The 26,634-nt window shown below is 68.7% G+C and carries 26 protein-coding genes; 12 read left to right on the top strand and 14 right to left on the bottom strand.

Annotated features, from left to right (window positions below; genetic code table 11):
- Positions 1 to 85: 85 nt before the first annotated feature.
- From EV668_RS08075 to EV668_RS08055, 5 genes are all read right to left on the bottom strand, one after another.
- On the bottom strand, positions 86 to 973 hold the full coding sequence (locus EV668_RS08075) for a cation diffusion facilitator family transporter (RefSeq protein WP_133769257.1): 888 nt from the start codon (positions 971 to 973) through the stop codon (positions 86 to 88).
- Positions 974 to 1,116: 143 nt separating this feature from the next.
- Entirely contained in the window at positions 1,117 to 2,829 is a 1,713-nt protein-coding gene (locus EV668_RS08070; RefSeq protein WP_133769256.1) for an EF-hand domain-containing protein, read from the bottom strand.
- A 43-nt stretch (positions 2,830 to 2,872) separates the two neighbouring features.
- Positions 2,873 to 4,180 (bottom strand): adenylosuccinate lyase, encoded by a 1,308-nt coding sequence (purB, locus tag EV668_RS08065; RefSeq protein ID WP_133769255.1) that lies wholly within the window; start codon positions 4,178 to 4,180, stop codon positions 2,873 to 2,875.
- Positions 4,181 to 4,262: 82 nt separating this feature from the next.
- Complete coding sequence (gene rpe, locus EV668_RS08060; RefSeq protein ID WP_133769254.1) at positions 4,263 to 4,946, bottom strand: ribulose-phosphate 3-epimerase; 684 nt, start codon at positions 4,944 to 4,946, stop codon at positions 4,263 to 4,265.
- 289 nt (positions 4,947 to 5,235) lie between these two features.
- Positions 5,236 to 6,219 carry a P1 family peptidase gene (locus EV668_RS08055; protein WP_245512928.1) on the bottom strand — a complete coding sequence of 328 codons (984 nt, stop codon included), beginning with the start codon at positions 6,217 to 6,219 and terminating at the stop codon, positions 5,236 to 5,238.
- Positions 6,220 to 6,436: 217 nt separating this feature from the next.
- Between EV668_RS08055 and EV668_RS08050 the strand changes: the two genes are divergently transcribed.
- A complete protein-coding gene (locus EV668_RS08050) occupies positions 6,437 to 7,273 on the top strand; it encodes a protein-L-isoaspartate O-methyltransferase family protein (protein WP_166652383.1) in 837 nt (278 codons plus the stop codon).
- A 23-nt stretch (positions 7,274 to 7,296) separates the two neighbouring features.
- Here EV668_RS08050 and EV668_RS08045 read toward each other — a convergent pair whose 3' ends face one another.
- Together EV668_RS08045 and ilvD are read right to left on the bottom strand one after the other, a co-directional pair.
- Positions 7,297 to 8,421 carry an aminotransferase class V-fold PLP-dependent enzyme gene (locus EV668_RS08045; RefSeq protein ID WP_166652382.1) on the bottom strand — a complete coding sequence of 375 codons (1,125 nt, stop codon included), beginning with the start codon at positions 8,419 to 8,421 and terminating at the stop codon, positions 7,297 to 7,299.
- Between the two features lie 55 nt (positions 8,422 to 8,476).
- A complete protein-coding gene (gene ilvD, locus EV668_RS08040) occupies positions 8,477 to 10,309 on the bottom strand; it encodes a dihydroxy-acid dehydratase (RefSeq protein WP_133769250.1) in 1,833 nt (610 codons plus the stop codon).
- A 173-nt stretch (positions 10,310 to 10,482) separates the two neighbouring features.
- Between ilvD and EV668_RS08035 the strand changes: the two genes are divergently transcribed.
- On the top strand, positions 10,483 to 11,472 hold the full coding sequence (locus EV668_RS08035) for a tripartite tricarboxylate transporter substrate-binding protein (RefSeq protein ID WP_133769249.1): 990 nt from the start codon (positions 10,483 to 10,485) through the stop codon (positions 11,470 to 11,472).
- Between the two features lie 15 nt (positions 11,473 to 11,487).
- Here the strand turns inward: EV668_RS08035 and EV668_RS08030 are convergent, their stop codons facing one another.
- Positions 11,488 to 12,531: a polysaccharide deacetylase family protein gene (locus EV668_RS08030; protein ID WP_133769248.1), complete on the bottom strand. Its 1,044-nt coding sequence runs from the start codon at positions 12,529 to 12,531 to the stop codon at positions 11,488 to 11,490.
- Positions 12,532 to 12,602: 71 nt separating this feature from the next.
- Between EV668_RS08030 and EV668_RS08025 the strand changes: the two genes are divergently transcribed.
- Positions 12,603 to 13,817: a GNAT family N-acetyltransferase gene (locus EV668_RS08025; protein WP_133769247.1), complete on the top strand. Its 1,215-nt coding sequence runs from the start codon at positions 12,603 to 12,605 to the stop codon at positions 13,815 to 13,817.
- A gap of 42 nt (positions 13,818 to 13,859) precedes the next feature.
- Here the strand turns inward: EV668_RS08025 and EV668_RS25740 are convergent, their stop codons facing one another.
- The 4 genes from EV668_RS25740 to EV668_RS25570 form a co-directional block, all read right to left on the bottom strand.
- Positions 13,860 to 14,846 carry a cell wall hydrolase gene (locus EV668_RS25740; RefSeq protein ID WP_425359592.1) on the bottom strand — a complete coding sequence of 329 codons (987 nt, stop codon included), beginning with the start codon at positions 14,844 to 14,846 and terminating at the stop codon, positions 13,860 to 13,862.
- 303 nt (positions 14,847 to 15,149) lie between these two features.
- Complete coding sequence (locus tag EV668_RS08015) at positions 15,150 to 15,761, bottom strand: nitrile hydratase subunit alpha (RefSeq protein WP_133769245.1); 612 nt, start codon at positions 15,759 to 15,761, stop codon at positions 15,150 to 15,152.
- The gene (locus tag EV668_RS25575; RefSeq protein ID WP_133769244.1) at positions 15,758 to 16,045 is read right to left on the bottom strand and encodes an SH3-like domain-containing protein; all 288 of its coding nucleotides are present in this window, start codon (positions 16,043 to 16,045) and stop codon (positions 15,758 to 15,760) included. Before EV668_RS25575 ends, EV668_RS08015 begins: the two co-directional genes overlap by 4 nt.
- Complete coding sequence (locus EV668_RS25570) at positions 16,042 to 16,371, bottom strand: SH3-like domain-containing protein (RefSeq protein ID WP_133769243.1); 330 nt, start codon at positions 16,369 to 16,371, stop codon at positions 16,042 to 16,044. Before EV668_RS25570 ends, EV668_RS25575 begins: the two co-directional genes overlap by 4 nt.
- An 86-nt stretch (positions 16,372 to 16,457) precedes the next feature.
- On the opposite strand from EV668_RS25570, the gene EV668_RS08000 reads away from it, so the two are divergent.
- The 5 genes from EV668_RS08000 (at position 16,458) to EV668_RS07980 (ending at position 21,344) form a co-directional block, all read left to right on the top strand.
- A complete protein-coding gene (locus tag EV668_RS08000; RefSeq protein ID WP_133769242.1) occupies positions 16,458 to 17,789 on the top strand; it encodes an RluA family pseudouridine synthase in 1,332 nt (443 codons plus the stop codon).
- A 27-nt stretch (positions 17,790 to 17,816) separates the two neighbouring features.
- Positions 17,817 to 18,128, top strand: coding sequence for a PsiF family protein (locus EV668_RS07995; RefSeq protein WP_133769241.1), 312 nt, complete (start codon positions 17,817 to 17,819; stop codon positions 18,126 to 18,128).
- 8 nt (positions 18,129 to 18,136) lie between these two features.
- A complete protein-coding gene (locus EV668_RS07990; protein WP_133769240.1) occupies positions 18,137 to 18,808 on the top strand; it encodes an HAD-IA family hydrolase in 672 nt (223 codons plus the stop codon).
- Positions 18,801 to 19,514 (top strand): ATP12 family chaperone protein, encoded by a 714-nt coding sequence (locus EV668_RS07985; protein WP_133769239.1) that lies wholly within the window; start codon positions 18,801 to 18,803, stop codon positions 19,512 to 19,514. Before EV668_RS07990 ends, EV668_RS07985 begins: the two co-directional genes overlap by 8 nt.
- Positions 19,515 to 19,817: 303 nt before the next feature.
- Positions 19,818 to 21,344: an acyl-CoA carboxylase subunit beta gene (locus EV668_RS07980; protein WP_133769238.1), complete on the top strand. Its 1,527-nt coding sequence runs from the start codon at positions 19,818 to 19,820 to the stop codon at positions 21,342 to 21,344.
- Positions 21,345 to 21,536: 192 nt separating this feature from the next.
- Here EV668_RS07980 and EV668_RS07975 read toward each other — a convergent pair whose 3' ends face one another.
- A complete protein-coding gene (locus EV668_RS07975) occupies positions 21,537 to 22,061 on the bottom strand; it encodes a hypothetical protein (RefSeq protein ID WP_133769237.1) in 525 nt (174 codons plus the stop codon).
- Positions 22,062 to 22,464: 403 nt separating this feature from the next.
- On the opposite strand from EV668_RS07975, the gene EV668_RS07970 reads away from it, so the two are divergent.
- The 4 genes from EV668_RS07970 to EV668_RS07955 all read left to right on the top strand — a co-directional run bounded on the left by EV668_RS07970 (position 22,465) and on the right by EV668_RS07955 (position 25,396).
- Positions 22,465 to 22,770 carry an endonuclease domain-containing protein gene (locus EV668_RS07970; RefSeq protein WP_245512926.1) on the top strand — a complete coding sequence of 102 codons (306 nt, stop codon included), beginning with the start codon at positions 22,465 to 22,467 and terminating at the stop codon, positions 22,768 to 22,770.
- Between the two features lie 465 nt (positions 22,771 to 23,235).
- Complete coding sequence (locus EV668_RS07965; RefSeq protein ID WP_245512924.1) at positions 23,236 to 23,859, top strand: CDP-alcohol phosphatidyltransferase family protein; 624 nt, start codon at positions 23,236 to 23,238, stop codon at positions 23,857 to 23,859.
- Positions 23,856 to 24,455, top strand: a complete 600-nt coding sequence (locus EV668_RS07960) for a lysophospholipid acyltransferase family protein (RefSeq protein WP_133769234.1) — start codon at positions 23,856 to 23,858, stop codon at positions 24,453 to 24,455. Before EV668_RS07965 ends, EV668_RS07960 begins: the two co-directional genes overlap by 4 nt.
- Positions 24,452 to 25,396 carry a phosphatidate cytidylyltransferase gene (locus EV668_RS07955; protein WP_133769233.1) on the top strand — a complete coding sequence of 315 codons (945 nt, stop codon included), beginning with the start codon at positions 24,452 to 24,454 and terminating at the stop codon, positions 25,394 to 25,396. Before EV668_RS07960 ends, EV668_RS07955 begins: the two co-directional genes overlap by 4 nt.
- A 163-nt stretch (positions 25,397 to 25,559) precedes the next feature.
- On the opposite strand, the gene EV668_RS07950 is transcribed toward EV668_RS07955, so the two are convergent.
- The gene (locus EV668_RS07950; RefSeq protein ID WP_133769232.1) at positions 25,560 to 26,495 is read right to left on the bottom strand and encodes a DMT family transporter; all 936 of its coding nucleotides are present in this window, start codon (positions 26,493 to 26,495) and stop codon (positions 25,560 to 25,562) included.
- Positions 26,496 to 26,634: the final 139 nt, after the last annotated feature.

Below are 26,634 nucleotides of genomic sequence, written 5' to 3'. Positions count from 1 at the left end.
CTGATCCGCCTTGTCCGGAGCGCAAGGTGATCGCTTAAGGTTGACGAAGTCTCACCGTGATCGCGCCCGGATCGGGATCGGTGCGTCAGAGCACGACGATGCCGGAATGCTTCGCCTTGTTCTCCGGCTCGACATGGATCGTCACGAGGCAGCCTTCGAATTCCGCACGAACCGCGCGCTCGATCCGGTCACAGATGTCGTGCGCTTCCGAGACGCTGAGCGTGCCGGGCACGACCAGATGGAAATCGAGGAAGGTCACACGGCCGGCATGGCGTGTACGCAGGTCGTGAGCCTCGATCGCCCCTTCGGCATGGGCTGAAATGAGCTCCCTGATCCGGGCGATGGTGTCGGGCGAGGCCGCCTGGTCCATGAGGCCGCCGACGGATTCGCGCATGACCTGCCAGCCCGCCCACAGGATGTTCAGGGCCACGAGCGCTGCGAGCGCCGGGTCCAATTGCGGGATGCCCGTCGCGATGGCGGCGACCAGCCCGATGAGCACCCCGATCGAGGTGGCGACATCGGCCAGCAGATGGCGGCCATCGGCCTGGAGAGCATGCGAACGCAGGGCCCGACCCTTCCGGATCAGGATCCAGGCCCAGCCCGCGTTCAGGATGGAGGCTCCCGCGTTGATGGCTAGTCCGAGCGCGGGCGCCTCGATCTGGCGTGGGGCGAGATAGGCGAAATAGGCCTCGCGCAGGATCAGCAGCGCGGCGACGACGATCAGCGCGCCCTCGAAAACGGCCGAGAAATACTCCGCCTTGGTGTGCCCGTAGGGGTGGTCGGCATCGGCCGGCTGCAGGCTGACCCGGATCGCATAGAAGGCGACGAGGGCCGTCGCCACGTTGATGATGCTTTCGAGCGCGTCCGAATAGAGCGCGACGCTGCCGGTGACGTGATAGGCGGCATATTTCAGGCCCAGCACCACGATCGCGACCGCGATGCTCGCCAGCGCGAGCTTCTGTCTCGGGTCCATGACGACGACTGCCAGGCTGCTACCGAACTGACGGGCTTGCCTGACGAAGGCACACGACGCCCGAATGACTGGACATGACGGCTCTCGCCGAGTGAGCGCGAGCCCTTACCGCATCACGGCGTCGAGGCGAAGCCCGTCGCTTCTCAGTTGCAGCGCGAGCCGGGCAGGGGCTTTCCGTCATCCTCGCGAATGATGCAGATCATGCGATCGCCCGAAGGCGCAGGCACGCCGCGCGCGAGGATGAGCCGCCGAATCCCCGACCCCTGCAGGCCGGTGGGCACGGCGACCGGCGCGAGGAGCATCACTTCGGTCGGGATGCGGCTGACGGTCGGCGTCCCGTGGAACCCGCCGAGACGCGCCCGGTCCGGGTCGCCCGGGATGGTCGGCCCGACCTGACGCCCGCTGGCATCGAGGAAGCGCGTCACGGTCTGCCAAGCGGCGATCTTGGCGCGTCCATCGTCGACGAGCGTCGCGAGGCCGGCAAGCCCGGGCAGCGTCGACCGCGAGACGGGACGAGCGGCGACGACCGAATCGGGCTCGACACGGATCACGGCCTCGCGCCTTTCCGCCGCCAGCGCCCAGAGAGGCCCGCCCGCACCGCCCGTCGGAAACTCGATCCGGTTGGGGAAGATGCCGTCGGCGAGGGCCGAGCCGGATGGCAGTCGGGCGGTGGTCATCCCGAAGCCGCCGGCGACGGCCTCGGGGCGTCGGCTCAGCGCCGCCTCCAGAGCTTCGACGTTGGACGGCCCGGCGGGCGGAAGGCAGCCGGGTTTCGGAGCAAAGGTGATGCGGGGCCTATCGAGACCCGTGACGCCTGAGCGGTGCTCCCAACTCGGAAGGGGCGCCAGTTGGCCGCGCGATTCGAACCGCCGTTCGTCGTCCTGCGCCACGAAGACCGAGACGACGCGCCCCGTCTCGCCGCTGAACTGCCAGATCGTCGGCTCGGGCGCCGTGAGGACCACTGCGAGAGGCTGCGGCCCGGGCTCGATATGGACATTGACGGCGCCGATCTTCGCCTCGCCGCTGCCGATCGTGACGTCGGCGAGCGATCGGTTCCCCCGCGGGCCGATTGCGGCCACGATGACCGCATCCGAGGGCCAGGACGGGACGGCGCACTCGGCCGCGTTGCGGCGGGCGCGTTCGACCGCCATCCGCCGGGACGTCCGCTCGTTCTCGGCCCGCTGGGCCTGACGCATCGCAGCGCCGCGGAAATGATCGGCTTCGGGCCTCGAGATGCGGCCGTCCCGGTCGGTATCGATCTCCTCGAACACGACGCGCAGGACCGCTCCGAACTCGTCGAGACCGACGGCGCCGTCGCCGTCAAGATCGAGCTCGGCCGGTACGGCGGTGAGGTTCGCTCTGCTGGTCTGGCCCAGCGACTGGTCGGCCGCGACGACGGCTTCCCGATAGGTCACGATGCCGTCGCCGTCGGTATCGGCCTGCCGGAAATAGCGTTCGACCATCGCGAGGACCGCGGGGTCGTCCTTCGCGCGGGGCGGCTGGCTCCCGAGGGCCGTCGCGGTCGCCATCGCATCGCGGTCGATCCGTCCCGCGCCCGAGATGTCCGCCCTCAGAAACTGTGTCATGGCGGTCGGGCGCGCGCGGGCGAGGCCTGCCCTGGCTGCGATGTCCCGATCCTCTGCCGTGATGCGCGTTCCGTCGCGCGAGACCGCCAGGAACAGAGGCCGGAGCATCGCGTCGACCTGCTCGACGCTCCAGAGATGCGGCTGCTGCTGGATTCTCTCGCCTGTCCGCAGACGCATCCAGTCGAGAGCCTCAGGTGCGGGCGGGGTCTGGGCCAGGGCCGGCCCGGCAAGGCCGATCGCGAGGCCGAGCGTGCTCAGACGGCGCATCATTCTGGAAGGCCTCCCCGCCCGTCGGCCGTCGCGACGCCCCACGTCAGTCCGTACCGAAGACGCGGCCGAAGATCGTGTCGACCTGTTTCAGGTGGTAGCCGAGATCGAACAGTTCCTCGAGTTCGAGGTCGGACAGAGCCGCCTTCACCTCGGCATCGGCCTTGAGGAGCGTCAGGAAGTCGCCTTCTCCGCGCCAGACCGGCATCGCGTTGCGCTGAACGAGCCGATAGGCGTCCTCGCGCGAGACACCCTTCTGGGTCAGGGCCAGGAGGACCCGCTGCGAGTGGACGAGGCCGCCCAGCCGGTCGAGGTTCTTCTGCATGTTCTCCGGATAGACGACGAGCTTGTCGACGACGCCCGCGACGCGGGAGAGGGCGAAGTCGAGCGTGATCGTCGAATCCGGGCCGATCATGCGCTCGACGGAGGAGTGGGAAATGTCGCGCTCGTGCCAGAGGGCGACGTTCTCCATGGCCGGCAGCGCATAGGCGCGCACCATCCGGGCGAGACCGGTGAGGTTCTCGGTCAGGACCGGGTTGCGCTTGTGCGGCATGGCGGAGGAGCCCTTCTGGCCCTCCGAGAAGAACTCCTCGGCCTCATAGACCTCCGACCGCTGGAGGTGGCGGATCTCGATGGCCAGCCGCTCGATCGAGGAGGCCACGACGCCGAGCGTCGCGAAGAACATCGCATGCCGGTCGCGCGGGATGACCTGCGTCGAGACCGGCTCGACCGCGAGGCCCATCTTCTCCGCCACATAGGCTTCGACGCGCGGGTCGATATTGGCAAAGGTGCCGACGGCTCCGGAGATGGCGCAGGTCGCGATCTCCGCTCGCGCCGCGACGAGCCGCGCCCGGGCCCGCTGGAACTCCGCATGGTAGCCGGCGAGCTTGAGCCCGAAGGTCACGGGCTCGGCGTGGATCCCGTGCGAGCGCCCGATCGTCGGGGTCATCCGGTGCTCGAAGGCGCGCCGCTTCAGATGGTCGAGCAGCGTATCGACATCGGCGATGAGGATGTCGGCGGCGCGCGTGAGCTGGACCGAGAGACAGGTATCGAGCACGTCCGAGGAGGTCATGCCCTGGTGCACGAACCGCGCCTCGGGCCCGACGATCTCCGACAGGTGGGTCAGGAAAGCGATGACATCGTGCTTCGTCACGCGCTCGATCTCGTCGATGCGCGCGACGTCGAAGACGGCCTCGCGACCCTTCTCCCAGACCTTGGCCGCGGCTTCCTTCGGCACGACGCCGAGTTCGGCGAGCGCGGTCGTGGCGTGCGCCTCGATCTCGAACCAGATGCGGAACCGCGTCTCCGGCGACCAGATCGCCGTCATTTCAGGGCGGGAATAGCGAGGGATCATGGCTGCGTCTCGTCAGTCTGAACCGTCCTCATCCCGAGGCTCGCCTTCGGCAAGCACCTCGGCATGAGGAGCGTGTGGGCGTTCACGCCCAGAGGCCCGTCGCCCGTTCGGCGGCGGCACGGATGGCGTCGATCGGCTTGGCGTAGTCCGGCCCCTTGCCGAAGACGGCCGAGCCGGCGACGAGCACGCTCGCGCCCGCCTCTGCGGCGAGCGGCGCCGTCTCGACGGTGATGCCGCCATCGACCTCGATCAGGATGTCGCGGCCGGCCGTCATGGCGCGCAGGCGCCGGATCTTCTCGAGCGGGGCCTCGAGGAACTTCTGGCCGCCGAAGCCCGGATTGACCGTCATCACGAGGATGAGGTCGACCATGTCGAGCACCGGCTCGACCACGCTTTCAGGCGTTCCAGGATTGATGGCGACGCCCGCCTTCTTGCCCAAGGCGCGAATGGCCTGGAGCGAGCGGTGCAGATGCGGCCCGGCCTCGGCGTGGACGGTGATGACGTCGGCCCCGGCTTCCGCGAAGGCCTGGAGGTAGGGATCGGTCGGAGCGATCATCAGATGGACGTCGAGCGGCTTGCCGGTCGCCTTGCGGATCACCCGCGTGATGTCTGGCCCGAAGCTGATGTTCGGCACGAAATGGCCGTCCATGATGTCGACATGGATCCAATCGGCTCCAGCCTGGTCGACGGCACGGACTTCCTCGGCGAGGCGACCGAAATCGCAGGCGAGCACCGAGGGTGCGACGAGGACGGGCGAGATGGGCATGCCGGCCGGCTATCACGGGGGCCGAGGCCCGGCAATCCGCGAGCCACGATTTGCAGTTGACCGGCGGGCGGACGATGGCGTGCGGAGATGCCGAAAGGGGCGAGGGAGAGAGCGGTTATGGTCTTTCTAAAACAATAAGTTATGCGGTCATATTAATACGTATTCTGAATCTGACGCTCGGGGCACAGATGGCCCCTGGCGTAACTCTCTGAAAATCATGACGGATCGTGCCTTCAATCCTCGCCCCGTCAGCGCTCGCCCGTAACTTCCGCGAGTCGAGGCAACCCATTCATTTGTCGTGACGATCTCGCCAGCTCGGTAGCGATCCCGGGAAGGGCAGGGCGGTCGCTTCGTACACGCCGCGGGCGAGAGCCCTCGCGACGCAGTCCGAGGCGCGGGCTGCCAGTTCGATGAAGTCGTCGAGGCCGGGGCGGAGGGGCTTCTGGCCCGTCGCGGCGGCGAAGATCGTGTCGCCGTCCATCGAGGCGTGGGAGAGACGGAGCGCCTTGCCGAGGCCGGTCCCCGCCACGGCGGCGAGACGTGTCGCCTGCGCCTTCGTCAGCACGGCATCGGTGGCGACGATCCCGATCGTCGTCGCGGTCACGCCCTGGCCTTTCCAAGCGAGAGGATACACATCGGTCGGCTGAGCGGGCCAGCCGAGGCCGCCGAACTCGCCGCCGATCTCGTAGGGCGCCGCCCAGAAATGCGGGCCGTTCCCAATCATCGCCGAACCGATCGCATTGACGGCGACGACCGCCGCCACCGTATGGCCGGCCGTCGTGCGGATGCTGGCCGAACCGAGCCCGCCTTTCAGGTCCACCGTAGTCGCGCCGTAGCCAGCCCCGGCCGTGCCGAGGTCGAAGCGTGTTCCGGCGGCCTGGCAGGCGGCGTAGCCGAGTTCCCGGTACGGCGGATACTGGCCCCAGTCCTTGTCGCCGCCGTTGACGAGGTCGAAGAGGATCGCGGTCGGCACGATCGGCACTCGGACATTGCCGACGGCGATGCCGCGCCCCCGTTCGCGCAGCCAGGCCTGGACGCCGGTCGTCGCGTCGAGGCCGAAGCTCGAGCCGCCAGAGAGGACGAGTGCATCGACCCGCTCGACGGTCCTGTCCGGCAGGAGGCATTCCTGATCGCGTCCCGCCGGAGCCCCGCCGAGGACGGCGACGCCCGCGATCGCGGGTTCGTCGAACACGACGACCGTCACCCCGCTCGCCAGGTGCTCGTCCTGCGCCTGGCCGACGGTCAGTCCGCCGATATCGATCAGAAGATTCACGCCCGCTCCTCGCAGTCCCGGATCGAAGGTCCCGCGGAAGGATAGGCCGGCTTCGGCGCATGGCGGAAGGGGCGGGGCTCGCATGGGCCGTCCAGGATCACGGGAACCGGGGATCCTGGTCTCGCGGTATCCTGGCGTCCCGGGATCCTGGCGTCATGTGATCCTGGGCGCTCTGGTGTCGTGGAGCCCGCCGCGCGGCTGGGCGTTGACGATCGTGATGAATGCGAGATCCCTTCACGACATTCGGGCGCGCTTTGCCGCGAAGATCGTCGGCCTTGCGGGCGGACTGGGCTTCGAGACGGAGGCGGTCGCCCGCGCCTTCGCCGCGGTGCGGCGGGAGGAGTTCCTCACCCCGGCACCCTGGGAGATCTTCGCGGGAGGCGCCGGCGGGCACGGGATGACGTCGGACCCCGCAAAGCTTTACGACGACGTCCTGATCGTGCTCGACGCCCGGCGAGGCATCAATAACGGCCAGCCGTCGCTTCATGCCGCCTGGATGGCAGCGGTCGCTCCGCAGCCTGGGGAGACGATCGTGCAGATCGGCGCGGGGACGGGCTACTACACAGCCATTCTGGCGGAGCTCGTCGGTGAGGCCGGCCGGGTCGAGGCCTACGAGATCGACGGACGCCTCGCGAGGTCGGCGCGGACGAACCTCGCCAGCCTGGCCCGCGTGCGCCTCCTCGCCCGCTCGGGGCTCGGGCCGTTGCCCCCTGCCGACGTCATCTATGCCGCCGCTTCCGTCGAGGCTCCACCGATGGCTTGGCTCGACGCGTTGAAGCCGGGCGGCCGCCTGATCGTTCCATGGCAGCCCTCCCGGGACGTGGGACGGACGCTGCTGGTGAGGCGAGAGCCGTCGGGGTTTCGCGCGACGATGCTCTTCGGCGTCGCCTTCATCGCGTGCGTCGGTGCCGACGGCGCGCGCGAAAGTGGGACCAGGCCGGGGCCGAGGGCCTTGGGCGAGACGCGCTCCCTGCATCTGCGGCGAGAGCGGGAGCCTGACGCCACCGCGACGGCCATTCTGGACGAGGTCTGGTTCTCCGCGGCTGAACCGTGACGGGACGGGGCCTCGGCGGGCCGTCAGCCCCGAAGCACGGCCGGCAGCTCGGTCATGATCCGGTCGATGTCGGTCTCGCCGTTATAGCCATGGAAGCTGATGCGGAGGCGGCCGCGATTGCCCCACAGCAGGATGCCTCGCCGCTGTAGCTCGGCGGGAATGTGCGGTCCGTAATCGCCGTCGATGCAGATGCTGGCGCCGTGACGGGCCGGATCGGCTGGCGTCGACGGGTCGAGGCCAGCCGCGCGAAGGCGCTCATGCAGGGTCGTGGTGAGAGCCTGGACGTGGGCCTGGATCTTCTCGGGCCGAAAGCGCTCCAGATAGGCGAGGGCGCCGTCGAGGACGTAGAGCGACACGTGAGAGGGATTACCGCGCGTGAAACGCAGCGCGTCAGGCCGAAGTGCGAGGCCTTCCCGATAATCCGGGCGAGCGCCTGTCGCGAGCGAGTACCAGCCGGCGGTGCGGGGCCTCCAGTGCGGCTGTCGGGCCCTGTTCCAGAACGCGAGGGCACAGCCCGTCACCCCGAGGAGCCATTTGTAGCAGGCGCTGAAGGCGAAATCAGCCACGGACGCATCGATCGGCAGATAGCCGGCGGCCTGGGTGTAGTCCACGACGAGAAGGGCGCCGACCTCGTCCGCGCGGGCGCGCAGACGTGCAAGGTCGAAGCGCTCGCCGTTGAGATAGGACACGTAGCTGACGGCGACGAGCCGCGTCGTGCTGTCGATCGCCGCGACGATCCGATCGGGCCCAGTGCCGCGGGCGAACCGGACCTGTGGCGCGCGGCGGGCGGCTGCCAGGAACGGCGCCACGACGGAGGGATATTCGCTGCCCTCGACGCAGACCGTGTCGCCGTCCCGCCAGTCGATGCTCTCCACCAGCATCGACATCCCCTCGGCGACGTTGGCGACGAAGCCGATATCGCCGTCCGGGACGGACCACACAGCCCCGGCTCGCGCACGGACGCGTCCGATCACGTCTTCCTGGGCGTCCCGCCCGACCATGCCCTCGGCCTTATCCCGCAGATAGGCCTCGACGGCGGGACCATGAGAACGGAGCGGAGCGCTCTCGCCACCCGCGCAGACGTGAACGATCCCGGGCGAAATGGCGAAATCGCCGGGATCGAACAGGGGTGGCAGGCTCTGCGTCATCCTGGGTCTCAGTTGAGCGAGCGATGCCGGTTTGCCAGACGGGCCGCGGCGCGGATCAGTCCACCACGCGCACCGCTCCCTTGGCAGCACTGGTCGCCAGCTTCGCATAGGCCTTCAGTGCCGTCGTGACCTTCCGCTTGCGCGGTGCCGCCGGCTGCCAGCCTGCCTTCTCCTGCTCGGTCTGGCGGCGGGCGAGTTCCGCGTCGTCGACGGCGAGATGGATCCGGCGATTGGGAATATCGATCTCGATCAGGTCGCCCTGCCGGACGAGGCCGATGAGGCCGCCCTCCGCCGCTTCCGGGGAGACGTGGCCGATGGAGAGGCCGGAGGAGCCGCCCGAGAAGCGCCCGTCCGTGACGAGCGCGCAGGCCTTCCCGAGCTGCTTCGATTTCAGGTAGCTCGTCGGATAGAGCATCTCCTGCATGCCGGGGCCGCCGCGCGGACCCTCGTAGCGGATCAGGACCACCTCGCCCGCCTTCACCTTGTTCTGGAGGATGCCTTCCACCGCCGCGTCCTGGCTCTCGAAGACATGCGCGGGGCCGGCGAAGGTCAGGATCGAGGCGTCGACCCCGGCCGTCTTCACGATGCAGCCGTCGAGCGCGAGGTTGCCGTAAAGAACGGCGAGCCCGCCGTCCGTCGAATAGGCGTGTTCCAAGTCCCGGATGACGCCGCCCGCGCGATCGAGATCGAGGTCGTCGAAGCGCGAGGATTGGCTGAAGGCGACTTGCGTCGGCACGCCGCCCGGCGCTGCGCGGTAGAACTCGTGCACGGTGGTGCTCTGGGTCGCGCGGATGTCCCAGCGCGCCAGCGCCTCGCCGAGGGTCCCGGCGGCGATGTTGCCGGTGCTCTTGTCGATCAGGCCGGCCCGGTCGAGTTCTCCGAGGATCGCCATGATGCCGCCGGCGCGGTGCACGTCCTCCATATGGATGTTGGCGACGGCGGGAGCGACCTTGCAGAGCACCGGCACGCGCCGCGACAGGCGGTCGATATCGGCCATCGTGAAGGGCACCTCGCCCTCGTATGCGGCGGCCAGGAGGTGCAGCACGGTATTGGTCGAGCCGCCCATGGCGATGTCGAGCGTCATCGCGTTTTCGAAGGCGGCGACGGTCGCGATATTGCGCGGCAGGACGCTCGCATCGTCCTGCTCGTAATAGCGCTGTGCCAGGTCGACCACGAGGTGCCCCGCCTCGACGAAGAGACGTCGGCGATCGGCATGGGTCGCGAGGACCGAGCCGTTGCCGGGGAGGGCGAGGCCCAGCGCCTCGGTCAGGCAGTTCATCGAATTGGCGGTGAACATGCCCGAGCAGGAGCCGCAGGTCGGGCAGGCCGAGCGTTCGATGATCTTCACGTCCTCGTCGGAGACGCGGTCGTCGGCGGCCGCGATCATGGCGTCGACGAGGTCGTACTTCTTCGTGATGCCGCCGAGCACCACCTTCCCGGCCTCCATCGGGCCGCCGGAGACGAAGACGGTCGGGATGTTGAGGCGGAGCGACGCCATCAGCATGCCGGGGGTGATCTTGTCGCAATTCGAGATGCAGACCATCGCGTCGGCGCAATGGGCGTTGACCATGTACTCGACGCTGTCGGCGATCAGCTCCCGCGAGGGCAGCGAATACAGCATCCCATCATGGCCCATCGCGATGCCGTCATCCACGGCGATCGTGTTGAACTCCTTGGCGACGCCCCCCGCCTGCTCGATCTCGCGCGCCACGAGCTGGCCGAGATCCTTCAGGTGCACGTGCCCCGGCACGAACTGGGTGAAGGAGTTCACGACTGCGATGATCGGCTTGCCGAAATCGCCGTCCTTCATGCCGGTCGCGCGCCAAAGCCCGCGAGCACCGGCCATGTTGCGGCCATGAGTGGAGGTGCGCGAGCGATAGGCGGGCATGAGGCTTCCGGCTTCAATTGGTTCTAAGCTGTCGCGCCTCTGTCACAGAACCGCGCGGCATTTTCAATGCGGGCGCTCTTCGCTCCGCTTCGGTGTTGCAGCGCGGAATCGCGTGCGCCGACGAACCTGTATACGATCAAGCAAAACCAAAACACATCGGAGGAACGTCAAAGATGATCGATCGGCACGTCTTCAAGGGCTTGGCCGCGGCAGCGCTCGCCATCCTGCTTCCATTCTCCGTCCAGGCACAGTCGCCATCCGGCGTCGTCACCATCGTCGTGCCCTATTCGGCGGGCGGCGGCACGGATGCGGTCGCGCGGCTCGTGGGTGAGAGAATGTCCCGCGCCCTCGGACGGAGCGTCATCATCGAGAATGTCGTGGGCGGTGGCGGGACCATCGCCAACGAACGGGTCGCACGCTCGGCGCCGGACGGCAGCTCGATCCTGATCAATCACTCGGCGCTGCTCTCCGCCCCGAGCCTGTTCACCAATCTCCGCTACGACACCAAGACGGCGTTCGAGCCGATCGGGCTCGTGAACAATGCGCCGATGCTGCTCGTCGGCCGCAAAACCATCCCCGGCAAGGATCAGAAGGAGATCGTCGCCTGGATCAAGGCTCAGGGCGAGAAGGCGAACTTCGCCCATGGCGGTGTCGGGACGAACAGCCATCTCTGCGCGGTGATGATCGGCAATGTGCTCGGCTTCAGGCCGACCGTGGTCGCCTATCGCGGCTCGGGCCCCGCCATCACCGACCTTCTCGCCGGGCAGATCGATCTCCTCTGCGATCAGGCGACGAATGCGCTCTCCCAGGTCCAGGCAGGCTCGCTCCACGGGATCGCGATGACCTCGACGAAGCGCCTGGACCAGGCGCCCGATGTTCCGACGACGGCGGAGATCGGCATGCCGCAGGTCACGTACACGATGTGGCACGGCATGTACGTCTCGAAGGGCACGCCGAAGGAGACGGTCGCGGCGCTGAACGCCGCCTTGCGCGAGGCGCTCGCGGATCCCGGCGTCCGTCAGAAACTGCTGCAGATGGGGACCGTGACGTTTCCCGAGGATCAGCAGACGCCCGAAGCTCACGCCAAGCTGTTCGCCGATGACATGCCCCGGATCGCCAAGCTCGTCGAAAGCTCCGGCGTGAAGGCCAGCGAGACCAAGTAGCCCCCACGCGCGGCGCTAGCCGACATTCAGCCGGCGTCCTCGGTTCCAGGCCAGGAAGGGGACGCCCGAAAGAAGCGCCCGCGTCGCGGCTTCGGTCTGATAGAGGCCGTTGATCGAGACGCGGGGCAGGGCGGTGAGATGGGCCGCATGCCCGGCAAAGAGATGGCCGGGCCGCGTCGTCACGGCCGTCGCGTAGCCGGCCTCGCGGGCGATGGCGAATTCGCGGAAGCCGGCGGAGCCCGGATCGCCGACGGGGTAGGCGAGATGCCGAACCGGTGAGCCGAGCTTCTCCTCGATCGCGGCCTTCGGCTCCGTGATCTCGCGCCGAGCGGTGGCCTCGTCCCATCGCGCGAGCATCGGATGGGTCAGCGTATGCGCGCCGATCGCCGGCGCGTTCTCGCTCGCGGCGAGCGCGTCGAGCTCGCTCCAGGAGAGGCAGAGGTCCGGCACGAGGCGCGCGCGATCGATCCCGGCCTCTTCGCAAAGCCGGGCCGTCGCCTCGCGCAGCCGCGGCTCCGGCCCGGCCCGCAGATCGGCATAAAGGGCGGCGAATGCCGCATCCTTCTCTTGCGACGTGCCGCATGGCAGAACCCGGCCGTCGAAGACGATCCGATCCGACGCCCGGATCGCCTCTTCGAGCTCCACCCACCACAAGCTCCCCCGGCCCGATGCGAAATCGGTGGTGACGAACATCGTCCAGGGCGCGCCATGGCGGCGCAGAACGGGCAGGGCATGGTCGCGGTTGTCGCGGTAGCCGTCGTCGAAGGTGAGTGCGACGAAGCCGCCCTCACCGCGGGTGAGCCGATCCGGAACCGCATCGAGCGGCACGATCTCGAGTCCGAGGCGCCGCACGAGTTCGAGCGTCCCGTCGAGATGCTCGGGCGTGATCTCCAGAAGAGCGTTCGGGCGAAATCCGTCCGCTCGCTGCGGTCGCACATGATGGAAGGTGAGGATCGCGCCCAGTCCCCGCGCGAGAGGCGCAAGCCACAGGTCGGCCCGGCTGGCAGCGACGGCCGTCAGGCCAGCGCCGATGATCCGATGTCTCAGGCTTATGGCCATCGCATAAGCTTAGCGCAGGTTTAACAAAGTTCCGTTACCGCTGCCTCGTCGGGCAACCAGGGGAGGCTTCCATGTCGACCGCGTCGGCGGCCGGACAGCCGCTCGGACAAGCCATCACACGCGTCGGGGCCGGATCGGGAGCGGGCTCGATCGAGATCCTGAGCTGCTGCCGGACAGCGGAGCCGATATGGCGACGGCTGGAACGCGACGCCGTCATGTCGCCTTACGGTCGATTCGACTGGGTCGCCTCTTTCGCCGCGAGCCTGCCCGATGCGGAGCGCGACATCCGCATCGCTGTCATGACCGACGATGCCGGACCCGCCCTGCTGATGCCGTTCCGAATCGAGCGACGATTCGGCCTTGTCATCGCGGCGGCTATCGGTGGCAAGCACGCCAACCTCAACCTCCCTGTTTCGCGGCCGGACGTCTTCGCGACGCTCGACGCCGCGGCTGCGACGTCCTTCCTGACGGCGGCCGGACGCGCGATGCAGGCTGACATGATCGACCTGCCGAGCGTGCCGGCGATCTGGCGGGGGCGGCCGAACCCCTTTGCCGCGGCCGGCGAGCCCGCGGCGGACCCGGTCTGGTCGGTCCGGCTGATGGATACCGGCGAGAAGACGCTCGGCCGCAGCATGAAGGGCGATGCCCGCAAGAAGCTGCGGAGCAAGAGCCGCGCGATGGACGCCTTCGGCCCGGTCCGCGTGCTGCGCGCACGGACCGCGGATGAGGTCGACCGCCTCCTGGACGCTTTCTATCGCCAGAAGGAGGATCGATTTGCCGAGCTCGGGATCGCCGATCCATTCGCCGCTCCGCATATCCGCACATTCCTCCGGACGGGTGCGCTGGCAGGGCTCGCGGAAGGACGCCCCGCGATCGAGCTGCATGCCCTGACCGTGGGTGAGGAGGTCGCGGCGGTGCTCGGCGCGGCGGGTGACGGGCGGCGCCTCAGCGGAATGTTCCTATCCTTCCAGTCGGGACCGCTCGCCCGGTTCAGCCCTGGAGAGCAACTCGTCACCCGAGTGATCGGCCTGCAATGTGAGCAGGGTCGCGTCGTCTTCGACCTCGGCGTCGGCGATGCGCGCTACAAGCGCAGCATCTGCGACGAGGTCGAGGCGCTGGTGGACGTCATGCTGCCGATCACGCGAGCGGGCCGCGCCGTGAGGTTCGTGGAATCGCACCTTCTCGCGGCCAAGCGCCGGATCAAGACTAACCCGCAGGCGATGGCGATGGTCGCTTTGCTTCGGCGCTCGCGGGCCAAGCTCCGGCACACCGGTCCCGCCAGCTGATCGGCGCGCGGCGGGTGACGTCCGGGCCACCGCGCCGCGCCTTCACCCCTTCTTCGCCGTGTGCTTGGCCGTCCGTTCCGCCGCATTCGGCTTCGCCGGAGGCAGCGACGGGGCGATGACCTTCGGCTTCGCGGCGTTCTTGTAGGCGAGCGGGATACCCTCGTCCCGCGTCGACGGATGAGACCGCGCGCTCTTGTTCGGCGTCGATGCGAGGGACGGCTTCGACGGCTCGGCCCGAAGCTGGGAGGGACGCTTCGGAAGATCGAATCCCGACGATCGTTCGCTCGACGCGTCGGAGCGCGTCCTCCCGTGATCGGGCAAAGCCTTGTCTTCGAGCTGCGCGAAGCGAAGGCGGTCCTGGCGCGGGCGCTCGGCGGTGCGCCGGTCGGCCCTCTCGTCCTGCCCACGGTCGCGGGCGAGGCTCGGGAGGCGGGCGCCTCCGGCCTTGATGAGCGTTCCCTCCGCGCGCTGGGACGGAGCCGGCTCGCGAGACGGGGCCGCCGTCCGAGAAAGGGGCGTCCGCTCGTGCCGGTCGGCCGAAGCGAGCTGGATCAGACCGGAGCCTCTCGCCGCGCGTGTGGTTGTCTCCTCCGCCCGGGCGATCAGAACGCGCTCGCTCGTCGGGGTCCGCGGTTCGGCCGCGCGCGCCACGAGGACGTTCGGATGGATCGGCGTGAAGGTGCCGGGCGCGCGCTTCTCGTAGAAGACGTTTCCGCCCGCTGCGACGACATAGGCCATGTTCCGATAGGGGAACGTGTAGCCTGCGGTGTGAAAGTGCTTCGCGCGCTGGACGCCGGCATGGCGCCGCCCCGACAGCACGGCGTCGGCGGTCTCGAGCGCGAGCGCCCAGGACCGCCCGGAGACGGGTTTCGACAGGACACCCGGGGCGAATTGGTTGCGCTGGCCGACGACGGCGCAGACGCTGCCCGGATAGCGGCCGGAATTCAGCCGGTTCATCACCACCGTCCCGACCGCGAGCATCCCCGTTTCGCTGGAGCGGTTCGACTCGAAATACATGGCGCGCGCCATGCACTCTCGATCGCTCAGGGAATGCCGGCTCCCCAAGGAGGCCGTGGTCGTTGGATTGTGGCTGCAGGCACCCATTGAAAGGGCCAAGACAGTAGCCGCCGCTGAGGGCGCGGCCTTGATCGGGCTCGCCAAGGCGTCACTCCGAGATACGCAACACGGGAGCGGAGGTCACGGCCGATCGGCTGTGCCCTCCTCGACACGAAGGCTAAAAACACGCTCAGTGAGTTGAGATTTGATTAAGCCCCGGCGCCTTCCGGCACGGCGCGCCGGAGGACAGCCAGAGTCGGGGTATCGAGGCCGGCTCTAACTCGGCGATGCGGACGCGTCCTGGGCCGGCGGGACTGTGACGCCGATCATATCGCTCGCACGGACGATGCCGGCGAGGCGTTCGGCGGACCAGCCTTCGGTTCCGGCCGGCCGCATGGGGAGAACCATCCACCGATAATCTGCGGTGGAATCGACCACCCGGATCCGGACATCCGCCGGGATCGTGGTGCCCCAATCCGCGAGCACGCCGCGCGGGTCACGCGCCGTGCGCGCCCGGTACGCGGTCGATTTGAACCAGAAGGGCGGATAGCCGAGCACGGCGCGCGGATAGCAACTGCACAGCGTGCAGACGACGACGTTGTGGGTGTCCGGCGTGTTCTCCAGGACACCGAGCGGGGGCATCCCCAGCATCATGATCCCGGCCTCTTCGGCGGCTGCGGTGCCGTCCTTCAGGAGGCGCGCCGCGTAGCCCGGATCCGTCCAGGCCCGCGCGACCATCGCCGCCCCCAGGGCAGGCGACGCGCGATCGGTGGACGCCATCCGCTCGACGATCTCCTGAGGGGAGACGAGACCGCGCTCCGCGAGGATCCCGGACACGGCTGCGAAGAGCTTCGCGCTGTCGGCTTCGAGGACTTTTGCCAGCGTCATGCCCGGTGCTCCGGTTCGAGCCAGTGATCGTAGACTTCCACGACGAGTTCGTCGTCGCTTCCCTCCGGCCACAATTCCCGGAACGGAAAGGCGACGTGATAGAGGCTTCGCATCACGGGCTCGCGTTCGAACGCGATGTCGCCCGGATCGGGAAAATCGCCGAGATGGCGCACGACCATTCCGTGCTTTCCGCGGATGTAATGGGGCGTGCGGCAATGGACCGGCCCGACGGCCTCGGGCCACTCGTCCTTCACGCGGACCGGGATCCCATCCGCGAGCGTCATCGGGAGGCTCCGTCGATTCGGGCCGCAACGTCTTCTGCCGTCAGGACACCCCGACGGATCAGCGTCGCCGTGATCGAGCGGATCCATTTCTGATAGTAGCTGAGGCGCAGGTAATCCTCCTCGGGGATTTCCTCGATGCCACGGCGCAGTTCGTCGACGGTCATGAGCTCCTTGGCGGACAGGAGTTGGCGCAAGGCGTCGACCTGACGGTCGAAATCCGTCAGCTCATGGGGTTCGATATCGATCTCTTCGCACAGAAAGCGCGGCACGCCGCCCAGATCGTGGTGGGCGCGCGGGCGCTCCTCTTCCAATGTCGCTTCGGCCATGATCGGTTCTCCGCTCGCAAGGATAGCCGACTTTCGTCGCTCGTCGACCTCCTCTAGAGGGAGGGATCAGCGAAGGGATTTTCTGGATGAGGCGCGGTAACGGAGGCGGCAGGCAGCCGGACAAGGGCAGGCCGGCACGTCCGGCCGGGCCGCTGCGACCCCACACGAAGGCGCGGGCGACCACGCCGCGCGTCCGCGCGGGATCGGGCGACGGCTCAGCGACCGATGGCGAGCCGAAGCGGGGCGGAGAATTCAAGCCGCCTCGCGCCAAAGCAGGCAGCGGAAGCCGTCCCCGTATCTCCTCGGGCCGCGGCTCGGCGCGAGGCGAGGGCCCGGCGAAGACGACCGAGACATCACTGCGCCCGGCGCAAGCCGCCGCGAAACCGGCGGAGGCCCGAGAGGCCGCGCCTTCGGCGGTGCCTCTGCCGACCGGCGTCCAGATCCTCTCGGTCGAGCCGGACGAGGCCGGGATGCGGCTCGATCGGTTCCTGCTCGGGCGCTTCCCGGGCCTCGCGCAGACCCATATCCAGCGCATCGTGCGCAAGGGCGAGGTCCGCGTCAGCGGCCACCGCGCCAAGCCGAGCGACCGGCTCGAAGCCGGCTGGGGCATCCGCGTCCCGCCGCTCAAGCTCGACCAGAAGCCCGAGCGCCCGCAGAGCGAAAGCGAGGCTGACGAGGCTTTCCTGCGCTCCCTCGCCCTGTTCGAGGACGACGACATGCTCGTCATCAACAAGCCGTTCGGCCTCGCCGTCCAGGGCGGCTCGGGCATGACGCGGCATGTGGACGGGCTGCTCGAATCGATGCGCTCGCGCGACGGCCAGAAGCCGCGCCTCGTCCACCGCCTGGACAAGGACACCGCAGGCTGCCTCGTCATCGCGAAGACCCGCTTTGCGGCCGCCGCCCTGGCGAAATCGTTCCGGTCGCGGACGACGCGGAAGATCTACTGGGCGATCGTCGCCGGGGTCCCGCGGGTGCGGCAGGGCCGCGTGTCGACCTATCTCGCCCGCGGCGAATCGGGGGAGAACGAGACCCGGATGGAGGTGGCGCGCCACGGCGACGACGGCGCGAGCCACGCCTTGACCTACTACGCCGTCATCGACCAGGCGGCGCAGAAGCTGGCCTGGCTGTCCCTGAAGCCGGTGACGGGCCGGACCCATCAGCTTCGCGCGCATGCGGCGCATATCGGCCATCCGATCGTCGGCGATCCCAAATATTTCGACGTCGAGAACTGGGAGCTTCCCGGCGGGATCCAGAACCGGCTCCATCTCCTGGCGCGCCGCATCGTCGTGCCGCATCCGCGCACGGGTCGGCCGGTCGATGTGACCGCCCCGCTTCCGCCCCATATGCAGCAGACTTTCAATCTGCTGGGCCTCGACGTCTCGCGCTATGATCCGATCGAGGAATCACCCGAGGCGTGAAGCTCCCGGCTGGAGGGACGGTCCGAGATGGTGAAAGACATCGTCCGCTTGTCGGTGGTCGCCGCCGGTCTGGCGGTGGGGCTCGGTCTCGCTTCGGCGGCCCCTAGCCCCCGGCCGGGCGGATCGCTCGCGCTCCCCCAATCGGGCTCGGTGACGGGCCGCCAGCCGTTGCCGCCGGCCTCCATGGCGGTGCCGAAGGGGCAGCGGACCTTCAAGCGCTGCAACCGGGAGGCGATGGCCCGCAAGCTGCGCGGGGCCGACCGCCGCCATTTCGTGAAACGCTGCCGGCTCGGCTACGGGCACCGGCTCTTCCGCCGCGGCCGCGCCGCGCCCCACTGAGGCCCGATTTGCAACTCGTCGTTCTCGACGTCGACGGCACCCTCGTCGACAGCCAGGCCCTGATCGTCGAGGCCCAGCGCCGTGCCTTCTCCGCCTGCGGCCTCGAGCCGCCGACGCGGGAGCGCTCGCTCTCGATCGTGGGGCTGTCTCTGCGCGAGGCCTTCCTCGTCCTCGTCGGCCCGTCTGGCCCCTACGAGCGGCTCGGCGAGGAGTACAAGCTCGCCTTCCAGGCCCTGCGGACCGATCCCGCCTGGCACGAGCCGCTCTTCCCCGGCATCGAGGCCATGGTCGCGCGGCTCGCGCGGAGCGACCGCTTCCTCCTCGGCATCGCGACCGGCAAGTCGCGGCGCGGCGTCGATTATCTCGTCCGCCGCCACGGCTGGGACGGCCTGTTTTCGACCATCCAGACGGCGGACGACGCACCCTCGAAGCCGCACCCGGCCATGCTGCGCCAGGCCCTGGCCGAGGCGGGCGTCGCGGCCGAGGATGCGGTGATGGTCGGCGACACGACCTTCGACATGGCGATGGCCCGCGCGGCCGGGGTTCGCGCGATCGGCGTCACCTGGGGCTACCACCCCCTCGCGGCGCTCGAGGAAGCCGGCGCGGAGATCCTGATCTCGCGGATCGAGGACCTCGCGCCGCTGATCGGGCTCGACGAGCGCGCTCCCAGCCATGGTTGAGACGCAGGCCGCGCCGAAGCGCTTCTACACGGCGGCGGAGATCGCAGCCGGGCCGGACGGGTTCGTCCTGACGCTTGATGGCCGCCCCGCCCGCACCCCGGGACGGGTGCCGCTTGCCCTGCCGACCCGGGCGCTCGGCGAGGCGGTCGCCGCCGAATGGGCGGCCCAGGGAGAGCGCATCCTGCCGGCCACCATGCCCCTGACCCGGCTCGCCAACACCGCCATCGACGGCGTTGCGCGCGAGCTGGCGGCCGTCCGCGCCGATCTCGCCCGCTATGCCGGCTCCGATCTCGTCGCCTATCGTGCGGCCGATCCCGAGCCCCTTGTCGCGGCACAATCGGCGGCCTGGGACCCGGTGCTAGAATGGGCGCGCACCGATCTCGGCGCGCGTTTCGTGCTGAGCCAGGGCGTGACCTACGTCGACCAGCCGGAACTCTCGCTCGCGCGCATCCGCGAGGCGCTGGAGCGGCACGATTCGCCCTTCGCCGTCGCCGCGCTCCACGTGATGACGACGCTGACGGGCTCGGTCCTCATCGCCCTGATGCACGGGGCGGGGCGGCTCGGCCGCGAGGAGGCCTGGCGCGCCGCCCACGTCGACGAGCTCTTCCAGGAGAGCCGCTGGGGCCTCGATTCCGAAGCCGCCGAGCGCCGGGCGCTGCGCGAGGCGGAGTTCACGGCGGCGTCGACGGTGCTACGGTTGGGCTGAACCCTCCATCGTCATGGCCGGGCTTGTCCCGGCCATCAACGTCTCTCCATCCCCTCTGCGTCGACGGCGTGCTCGTGGCGGCGTCTTTCGTGGATGGCCGGGCCGAGCCCGGCCATGACGTGTCAGGGGATGAGGGCTTCGGGAGCAACGTTTCGGAATCCTTCGTCGTCATGGCCGGGCTCGGCCCGGCCATGACGAGGGTTGGGTGTGGCTGGGCCAAGCCCGGCCATGACGGCGCGTCCAGGTCGTTTGCCCCGCCGCCCCGTCGTGCTAGGCGACGGGAAAGGGACTGACGGAACCGCCATGAAAGACATGCTCGAGCTCCTCGCCAAGCGGCGTGACGATGCCCGCCTCGGGGGCGGCGAGAAGCGGATCGAGGCGCAGCACAAGCGCGGCAAGCTCACCGCCCGCGAGCGCATCGACCTCCTCCTCGATCACGGCTCGTTCGAGGAATTCGACATGTTCGTGCAGCACAACTGCGCGGATTTCGGCATGGAGAAGGCCAAGATCCCCGGCGACGGCGTCGTCACCGGCTGGGGCACCATCAACGGCCGCATCGTCTTCGTGTTCTCGAAGGATTTCACGGTCTTCGGCGGCTCGCTCTCGGAAGCCCATGCCCGCAAGATCACCAAGATCCAGGACATGGCGCTCAAGGCGCGCGCGCCCATCATCGGCCTGTTCGATGCCGGCGGCGCGCGCATCCAGGAGGGCGTCGCGGCCCTCGGCGGCTATGGCGAGGTCTTCAAGCGCAACGTCATCGCCTCGGGCGTGATCCCGCAGATCTCCGTGATCATGGGACCCTGCGCCGGCGGCGACGTCTATTCGCCGGCCATGACCGACTTCATCTTCATGGTCCGCGACACCTCCTACATGTTCGTGACCGGCCCGGACGTCGTGAAGACCGTCACGAACGAGGTCGTGACCGCCGAGGAGCTTGGCGGCGCCAAGGTCCACACCTCGAAATCGTCCATCGCCGACGGCGCCTATGACCACGATGTCGAGGCGCTGCTGCAGGTGCGCCGGCTGATCGACTTCCTGCCGGCGAACAACGTCGCGGGCGCGCCGGAATGGGATTCGTTCGACGATCCGGAGCGCGTCGACGCCTCGCTCGACACGCTCGTGCCGGACAATCCGAACAAGCCCTACGACATGAAGGAGCTGATCCTGAAGGTCGCCGACGAGGGTGACTTTTTCGAGATCCAGGAGGCCTTCGCCAAGAACATCATCACCGGCTTCGCCCGCATCGAGGGCCGCACGGTCGGCATCGTCGCGAACCAGCCGATGGTGCTCGCGGGCGTGCTCGACTCCGACGCCTCGCGCAAGGCCGCCCGCTTCGTGCGCTTCTGCGACGCCTTCGAGATCCCGATCGTCACCTTCGAGGACGTGCCGGGCTTCCTGCCGGGCACGTCGCAGGAATATGGCGGCCTCATCAAGCACGGCGCGAAGCTGCTCTTCGCCTATTCGGAAGCCACCGTGCCGCTCGTGACGGTGATCACGCGCAAGGCCTTCGGGGGCGCCTACGACGTCATGGCCTCCAAGCACATCGGCGGCGACGTCAATTACGCCTGGCCGACGGCGCAGATCGCCGTGATGGGCGCGAAGGGCGCGGTGGAGATCATCTTCCGCGGCTCGGATGCCGAGGGCATCGCGGCCAAGACGAAGGAATACGAGGACCGCTTCCTCTCTCCCTTCGTCGCGGCCGAGCGCGGCTATATCGACGAGGTCATCATGCCCCATTCGACCCGCCGCCGCATCGCGCGGGCGCTCTCGATGCTGCGCGAGAAGCAGGTCGAGACCCCGCTGAAGAAGCACGACAACATTCCGTTGTGAGGGGCGTCACGGCGCACCCCTCATCCGACCTTCGCTGACGCGAAGGCCACCTTCTCCCGCAAGGGGAGAAGGGGCGTAGCGTCGACGTTCTGGGTCAGGGATCAAGGCAGCTTTCGCCGACGCTGGATCTCTTCTCCCCTTGCGGGAGAAGGTGGCCCGGCGGAGCCGGGTCGGATGAGGGGTCATGCCGCATCAGGGGCGGGCGCCGATGCCGCACATTTTGAGCCACCCCTGCGGCAGGACGTTGATCGCCACGCCCGGGCGCAACTCGTAGAAGGCCATCTCGCGGTAGCTCCAGGCGTAGGGAACGCAGTTCTTCAATGCCGCGGCGTGCAGGTAGAACTGAACGATGTCGGCCGGCGCCTCGCGGATCGAACGAAAAAACGAGTGCTCGATGAGGTGATCCGCCTCGAACTGTCGGATCAATTCGGTGCGGGTCCAGTCGGCATAGGCTCCAATGATCACGGTCGGGAGCAGGAGTGCGAGGACGGCGAACACGGGAAGCCGCACGCTGAAGGGTATGAAGTTCTGCCTCGGTGGAATGAGCACTGCCAACCCGACGAGCACGACGATGAAGACCGAAATTTCCTTCCAGTAGGGCAATCCGATCCGGGTGGATTTGCTGAAAACAACGAAACTGACCGGGGAATTGCAGCCATAGAGTGCGAGCGAGCAGACGAGATAGGCCGCTGTCGCGATTGCAATCTTCCTGAACATTTTCGTCTCGGACGCCTGTTGAGGTCCCTTTCCCTAATCGCTCAACCGTCAGACGGCGTGCAGGCTTCGTGCAGGCTCTTCAAAGGGGCCGAGGTGATTGTGGACAGACGAGAGCACGACGTCGAATGCATTGTGGAGCGGATGCAGACCACATTGCTGCGCACCCCTCATCCGTCAGCGCTCCGCGCTGCCACCTTCTCCCGCAAGAGGAGAAGGAAGGGCCTGCGAAAGGCGGCCTTGATTTCCTTGCCGGATGCTCGACGTTGGATCCCTTCTCCCCTTGCGGGAGAAGGTGGCCCGGCGAAGCCGGGTCGGATGAGGGGTCATGTCGCATCGGCCCATCCGTCTGAGCACGCGCCGCCTCGCCCGAAGCGGGCGGGGCATTCCGACCCGCGCCGAGGAGATGCTCTGGCGCGCGCTTCGTGACCGACGCTTCTCGGCGCTCAAGTTCCGACGGCAATGCCCGATCGGCCGATACGTCGCGGATTTCGTCTGCTTCGAGGCGCGGCTCATCGTCGAGCTCGATGGTGCGCCGCATGACCAACCGGAGCAGCGGGCGCATGATGAAGCGCGTGACCGCTGGTTTCGGGACGAGGGTTTTCGGGTGCTCCGGTTTTCGAACGACCTTTTGCTGGGCGGGGGAGCCGACCTCGTCTTGGCGGCGATCCTGAAAACTCTCGCGGCGCACCCCTCATCCGACCTTTGCTGACGCGAAGGCCACCTTCTCCCGCAAGGGGAGAAGGGGCGTAGCGTCGACGTTCTGGGTCAGGGATCAAGGCAGCTTTCGCCGACGCTGAATCCTTCTCCCCTTGCGGGAGAAGGTGGCCCGGCGGAGCCGGGTCGGATGAGGGGTTGCGCCGTCTCGGCTTCGCCAACCTGATTGGAGCGCGGGCACGGATCACGGGATGCTGCTTTCTCGGCGCGCGCACCCCTCATCCGTCAGCGCTCCACGCTGCCACCTTCTCCCGCAAGGGGAGAAGGGGCGTTGGCTCAATTGGCAGGAATACATCCTGAAACGCCGGCTTGCTGCCGGCATCCTCGCCGCATGCACGTCGCGCCCAAAGCGCCTCTCGCTCTCCGTGCCGTCGCGGCGGCCGCCGAGTACGGGGCGAAACGGACGCGACATTGGCGCGAAACGTATCGGCCCTAGCAACGTTCCTCGATGCGAGGGACCATGGTTGATACTGATCGTCGCCCCATCGCCGCCCGGCGGGCGCGATGGACGAAGGGGCTGCTTCGGTGGCTTCTCGCGACGCGCGTGACGCCGAACCAGATCTCGGTGCTGTCGGTCGTCTTCGCCGGCCTCGGGGCCTGGGCGCTGATCGAGGCCCCCACGCGGCCCTGGCTCTTCCTCGCGGCGGCGATCCTCGTCCAGCTCCGGCTCGTCTGCAACCTGATGGACGGCCTCGTCGCCGTGGAGGGCGGACGGGCGTCGAAGGTCGGGCCGCTGTTCAACGAGTTTCCGGACCGGATCGCCGACAGCCTCCTCATCGTGGCGCTCGGATATGCGGCGGGTGAGGCCTGGCTCGGCTGGGCGGGCGCTTTGGCGGCGGCGTTGACGGCCTATATCCGCGTCTCCGGCGCCGCTCTGGGCCTCGGCCACGATTTCCGCGGCCCGATGGCCAAGCAGCACCGGATGGCCGTGATGACGCTCGCCTGCCTGCTCGCGCCGGTCGAGGCGTGGTGGCGGGCCGACTATGCCCTCGAAGCCGCCCTGTGGATCATCCTCGTCGGATCGGTCCTGACCTGCATCATCCGCGCCCTCGCCATCGCGGCGCTGCTCGAGGACAGGCCTTGATCGGACCCGTCCTGCTGGGGCTGACGCGGTTTCTGGTCGGCGGTCATCCACGCTGGATCGGATCGCGCCCGACGATGCGGCAGCGCATCTATTTCGCCAATCACGGCAGCCATCTCGACACGATCGTGCTCTGGTTCGCCCTGCCGGACGCGCTGCGGGCGACGACGCATCCGGTCGCGGCGCGCGACTATTGGGGAACGGGTCGGCTGCGCCGGCATATCGGCGTCGACGTCCTGAACTCGATCCTGATCGACCGCAGCGGCCAGGGCCCGAAGGAGGACGTGCTCCGCCCCCTCCACGACGCGCTGGATCTCGGCCGCTCGCTGATCATCTTCCCGGAGGGCACGCGGCGGACCGAGCGCCTGCCCGGCCCCTTCAAGGCCGGGCTCTACAACCTCGCCGCCGCGCATCGGGACGTCGAATTGATCCCCGTCTATCTCGAGAACCTCTCCCGCGCCTTCCCCAAGGGCGCGCTGATCCCCGCTCCCATCGCCTGCACGGCCCGGTTCGGCTCGCCGATCGGCCTGCGCCCGGACGAGGACAGATCGGCTTTCCTCGAGCGGGCCCGGCAGGCCGTCGTGGATCTCGCCGCGTGATCCACGACCGCTCGTTTCTGCTGCTCGTCGGCGGCATCCTCGCCTTCCTGGCCGTCGCCTCGCTCATCGGCTGGGTCCTCGCGCGCCGGGCGGCCGATGCGGCGAGCCGCGCGACGGTCGAGAACCTGAACGCCCGCATCCGCGCCTGGTGGGTGATGGTGGCGGTGCTGGCGGGCGCGCTCGCGCTCGGCTGGACGGCGACGATCCTCCTGTTCGGCCTCCTGTCCTTTTTCGCGCTGCGCGAGTTCCTCTCGCTGACGCCGACGAAGCCGGCCGACCACTGGCCGCTCCTCGCCGCCTTCTACGTGTTCCTGCCGGCGCAATATGTGCTGATCGGGTGGGACTGGTACGGGCTCTTCTCGGTCCTGATCCCGGTCTACGCCTATCTCCTGCTGCCGATCCTCGGCGTCGTCCGCGGCGACACGGAGGATTACGTGCTGCGGATGGCGCGGATCCAATGGGGCGTGATGCTGGCCGTCTATTGCATCAGCCACGCGCCGGCCCTGCTCCTCCTGCCGATCCCGGGCTACGAGGGCCGCACGCCGCTGCTCCTCGTGTACCTGATCGTCGTGGTGCAGCTCTCGGACGTGATGCAATACGTGTTCGGCAAGCTGTTCGGCCGCACGAAGGTCGCGCCCCGGGTGAGCCCGTCCAAGACCGTCGAGGGGCTCGCGGGCGGCGTCGCGGCCGCGGTCGCCATCGGCACCGCGCTCTATGGGCTGACGCCCTTCACGCCGCTCCAGGCGATGGGGCTCTCGGCCGTGATCGCGATCATGGGCTTCTTCGGCGGCCTCGTCCTCTCGGCCGCCAAGCGCTCGATGGGTGTCAAGGACTGGGGCACGGCCATCGAGGGCCATGGCGGCGTGCTCGACCGGCTGGATTCGGTGTGCTTCGCCGCGCCGGTCTTCTTCCACCTGACGCGGTACTGGTTCACCCCGTAGGGGGCCTTCACCCTCCCCTGGAGGGGGAGGGTCGGACCGGAGGTCCGGGGTGGGGGTGATGCCCGGGTCCCGCTCCGGAGACGCCGACGATGGGGAGAGGTGGGTTTCACCCCACCCCGCCGGCTTCGCCGGCGACCCTCCCCCTCCAGGGGAGAGGTGGGTTTCACCCCACCCCGCCGGCTTCGCCGGCGACCCTCCCCCTCCAGGGGAGGGTGGGGGTTCGGGGCCTGGCCGGCCCCCTCAGAACGCCAGCAGCAGGCCGATACCGGCGATCGTGATCGCGATGCCGATGCAGCCGCGCAGATCGACGGTCGTGCCGATGACGATCCGGCTGAGGATCACCGCGAAGAGCGGATAGCTGGCGACGAGAGGCGCCACGAGCGCCATCGGGCCGCGGGCGAGGGCGGCGTAGATCGCGAGGACGGAGATTGCCGTTGACGAGGCCGGCAGCCATGAACCACAGCGTGCCCCGCTCGCGCGGCGGCGGCCGGAACCCCTTCTCCAGGGCCGCCTTCACGGCGAGGATGACCACGGCCGAGGCGACGTAGCCGATCATGGTCGAGGCATAGGGGTCGGGCCAGGAGAGCTGGCCGTATTTCACCGCCGCCTGCGTCGCGCCCCGCAGGGCGCCGGCTCCGATCGGGACGGCGATGGCGAGGAGGGGGAGGGTGCCGAGGAGCCGTTCCGGCTTCCAGAGCAGGAGCGCCATGCCGGCGAGGATGACGGCGAGGGCCAGCACCTGATGGGCGCGCGGAACCTCGCCGAGGACGACGACCGCGCCGAGCACGGCGAAGACCGGCGTGAAATTGGTGAGGGCAGCGGTCAGGGACGGCCCGACCCGGCGGTTCGATTCGAAGTTGAGCAGCGTCACCACGGCCGGGAAGACGCAGCCCACCGCGACGAAGATCGGCAGGACGCGCCAGTTCCACAGGCCGACATCCATGAAGACAGGCGAGAGCAGGAGAAAGCACAGCGCCGCGCTCGGCACGCTGATCCCGGCGCCGCGCAGAGGCGTCAGGGTGCCGAGGCCGAAGCGGGCCAGCACATGGCCGAGCGCGATGAGGAACCCCGCGACCAGCGAGAGAACGACGGCGTCCATGCCCGGCGGTCAGCGCTGCGGATGCGGTGAGGCGAGCGCGCGGGCCGGGTGGCTCCCCGCCGGTGCCGCCGCGCCAACCCTCCCCCCGCGAAGCGGCGGGGGGGGCCGAGCCGGAGCGAAGCGGAGGACCGGGGCGGGG

This window comes from Enterovirga rhinocerotis (genome assembly GCF_004363955.1).
GTDB lineage: Bacteria > Pseudomonadota > Alphaproteobacteria > Rhizobiales > Beijerinckiaceae > Enterovirga > Enterovirga rhinocerotis.
Note: the sequence above shows the minus strand (reverse complement) of the source record. Positions and strands in the feature narration are given on the sequence as shown.

What these genes read in the sequence shown, in the direction of transcription:
- EV668_RS08075 (WP_133769257.1), bottom strand. Translation starts at nt 973, where the DNA reads ATGGACCCGAGACAGAAGCTCGCGCTGGCGAGCATCGCGGTCGCGATC.
- EV668_RS08070 (WP_133769256.1), bottom strand. Translation starts at nt 2,829, where the DNA reads ATGATGCGCCGTCTGAGCACGCTCGGCCTCGCGATCGGCCTTGCCGGG.
- purB (WP_133769255.1), bottom strand. Translation starts at nt 4,180, where the DNA reads ATGATCCCTCGCTATTCCCGCCCTGAAATGACGGCGATCTGGTCGCCG.
- rpe (WP_133769254.1), bottom strand. Translation starts at nt 4,946, where the DNA reads ATGCCCATCTCGCCCGTCCTCGTCGCACCCTCGGTGCTCGCCTGCGAT.
- EV668_RS08050 (WP_166652383.1), top strand. Translation starts at nt 6,437, where the DNA reads ATGAATGCGAGATCCCTTCACGACATTCGGGCGCGCTTTGCCGCGAAG.
- EV668_RS08045 (WP_166652382.1), bottom strand. Translation starts at nt 8,421, where the DNA reads ATGACGCAGAGCCTGCCACCCCTGTTCGATCCCGGCGATTTCGCCATT.
- ilvD (WP_133769250.1), bottom strand. Translation starts at nt 10,309, where the DNA reads ATGCCCGCCTATCGCTCGCGCACCTCCACTCATGGCCGCAACATGGCC.
- EV668_RS08035 (WP_133769249.1), top strand. Translation starts at nt 10,483, where the DNA reads ATGATCGATCGGCACGTCTTCAAGGGCTTGGCCGCGGCAGCGCTCGCC.
- EV668_RS08030 (WP_133769248.1), bottom strand. Translation starts at nt 12,531, where the DNA reads ATGGCCATAAGCCTGAGACATCGGATCATCGGCGCTGGCCTGACGGCC.
- EV668_RS08025 (WP_133769247.1), top strand. Translation starts at nt 12,603, where the DNA reads ATGTCGACCGCGTCGGCGGCCGGACAGCCGCTCGGACAAGCCATCACA.
- EV668_RS25740 (WP_425359592.1), bottom strand. Translation starts at nt 14,846, where the DNA reads ATGGCGCGCGCCATGTATTTCGAGTCGAACCGCTCCAGCGAAACGGGG.
- EV668_RS08015 (WP_133769245.1), bottom strand. Translation starts at nt 15,761, where the DNA reads ATGACGCTGGCAAAAGTCCTCGAAGCCGACAGCGCGAAGCTCTTCGCA.
- EV668_RS25575 (WP_133769244.1), bottom strand. Translation starts at nt 16,045, where the DNA reads ATGACGCTCGCGGATGGGATCCCGGTCCGCGTGAAGGACGAGTGGCCC.
- EV668_RS25570 (WP_133769243.1), bottom strand. Translation starts at nt 16,371, where the DNA reads ATGGCCGAAGCGACATTGGAAGAGGAGCGCCCGCGCGCCCACCACGAT.
- EV668_RS08000 (WP_133769242.1), top strand. Translation starts at nt 16,458, where the DNA reads ATGAGGCGCGGTAACGGAGGCGGCAGGCAGCCGGACAAGGGCAGGCCG.
- EV668_RS07995 (WP_133769241.1), top strand. Translation starts at nt 17,817, where the DNA reads ATGGTGAAAGACATCGTCCGCTTGTCGGTGGTCGCCGCCGGTCTGGCG.
- EV668_RS07985 (WP_133769239.1), top strand. Translation starts at nt 18,801, where the DNA reads ATGGTTGAGACGCAGGCCGCGCCGAAGCGCTTCTACACGGCGGCGGAG.
- EV668_RS07980 (WP_133769238.1), top strand. Translation starts at nt 19,818, where the DNA reads ATGAAAGACATGCTCGAGCTCCTCGCCAAGCGGCGTGACGATGCCCGC.
- EV668_RS07975 (WP_133769237.1), bottom strand. Translation starts at nt 22,061, where the DNA reads ATGTTCAGGAAGATTGCAATCGCGACAGCGGCCTATCTCGTCTGCTCG.
- EV668_RS07970 (WP_245512926.1), top strand. Translation starts at nt 22,465, where the DNA reads ATGCTCTGGCGCGCGCTTCGTGACCGACGCTTCTCGGCGCTCAAGTTC.
- EV668_RS07965 (WP_245512924.1), top strand. Translation starts at nt 23,236, where the DNA reads ATGGTTGATACTGATCGTCGCCCCATCGCCGCCCGGCGGGCGCGATGG.
- EV668_RS07950 (WP_133769232.1), bottom strand. Translation starts at nt 26,495, where the DNA reads ATGGACGCCGTCGTTCTCTCGCTGGTCGCGGGGTTCCTCATCGCGCTC.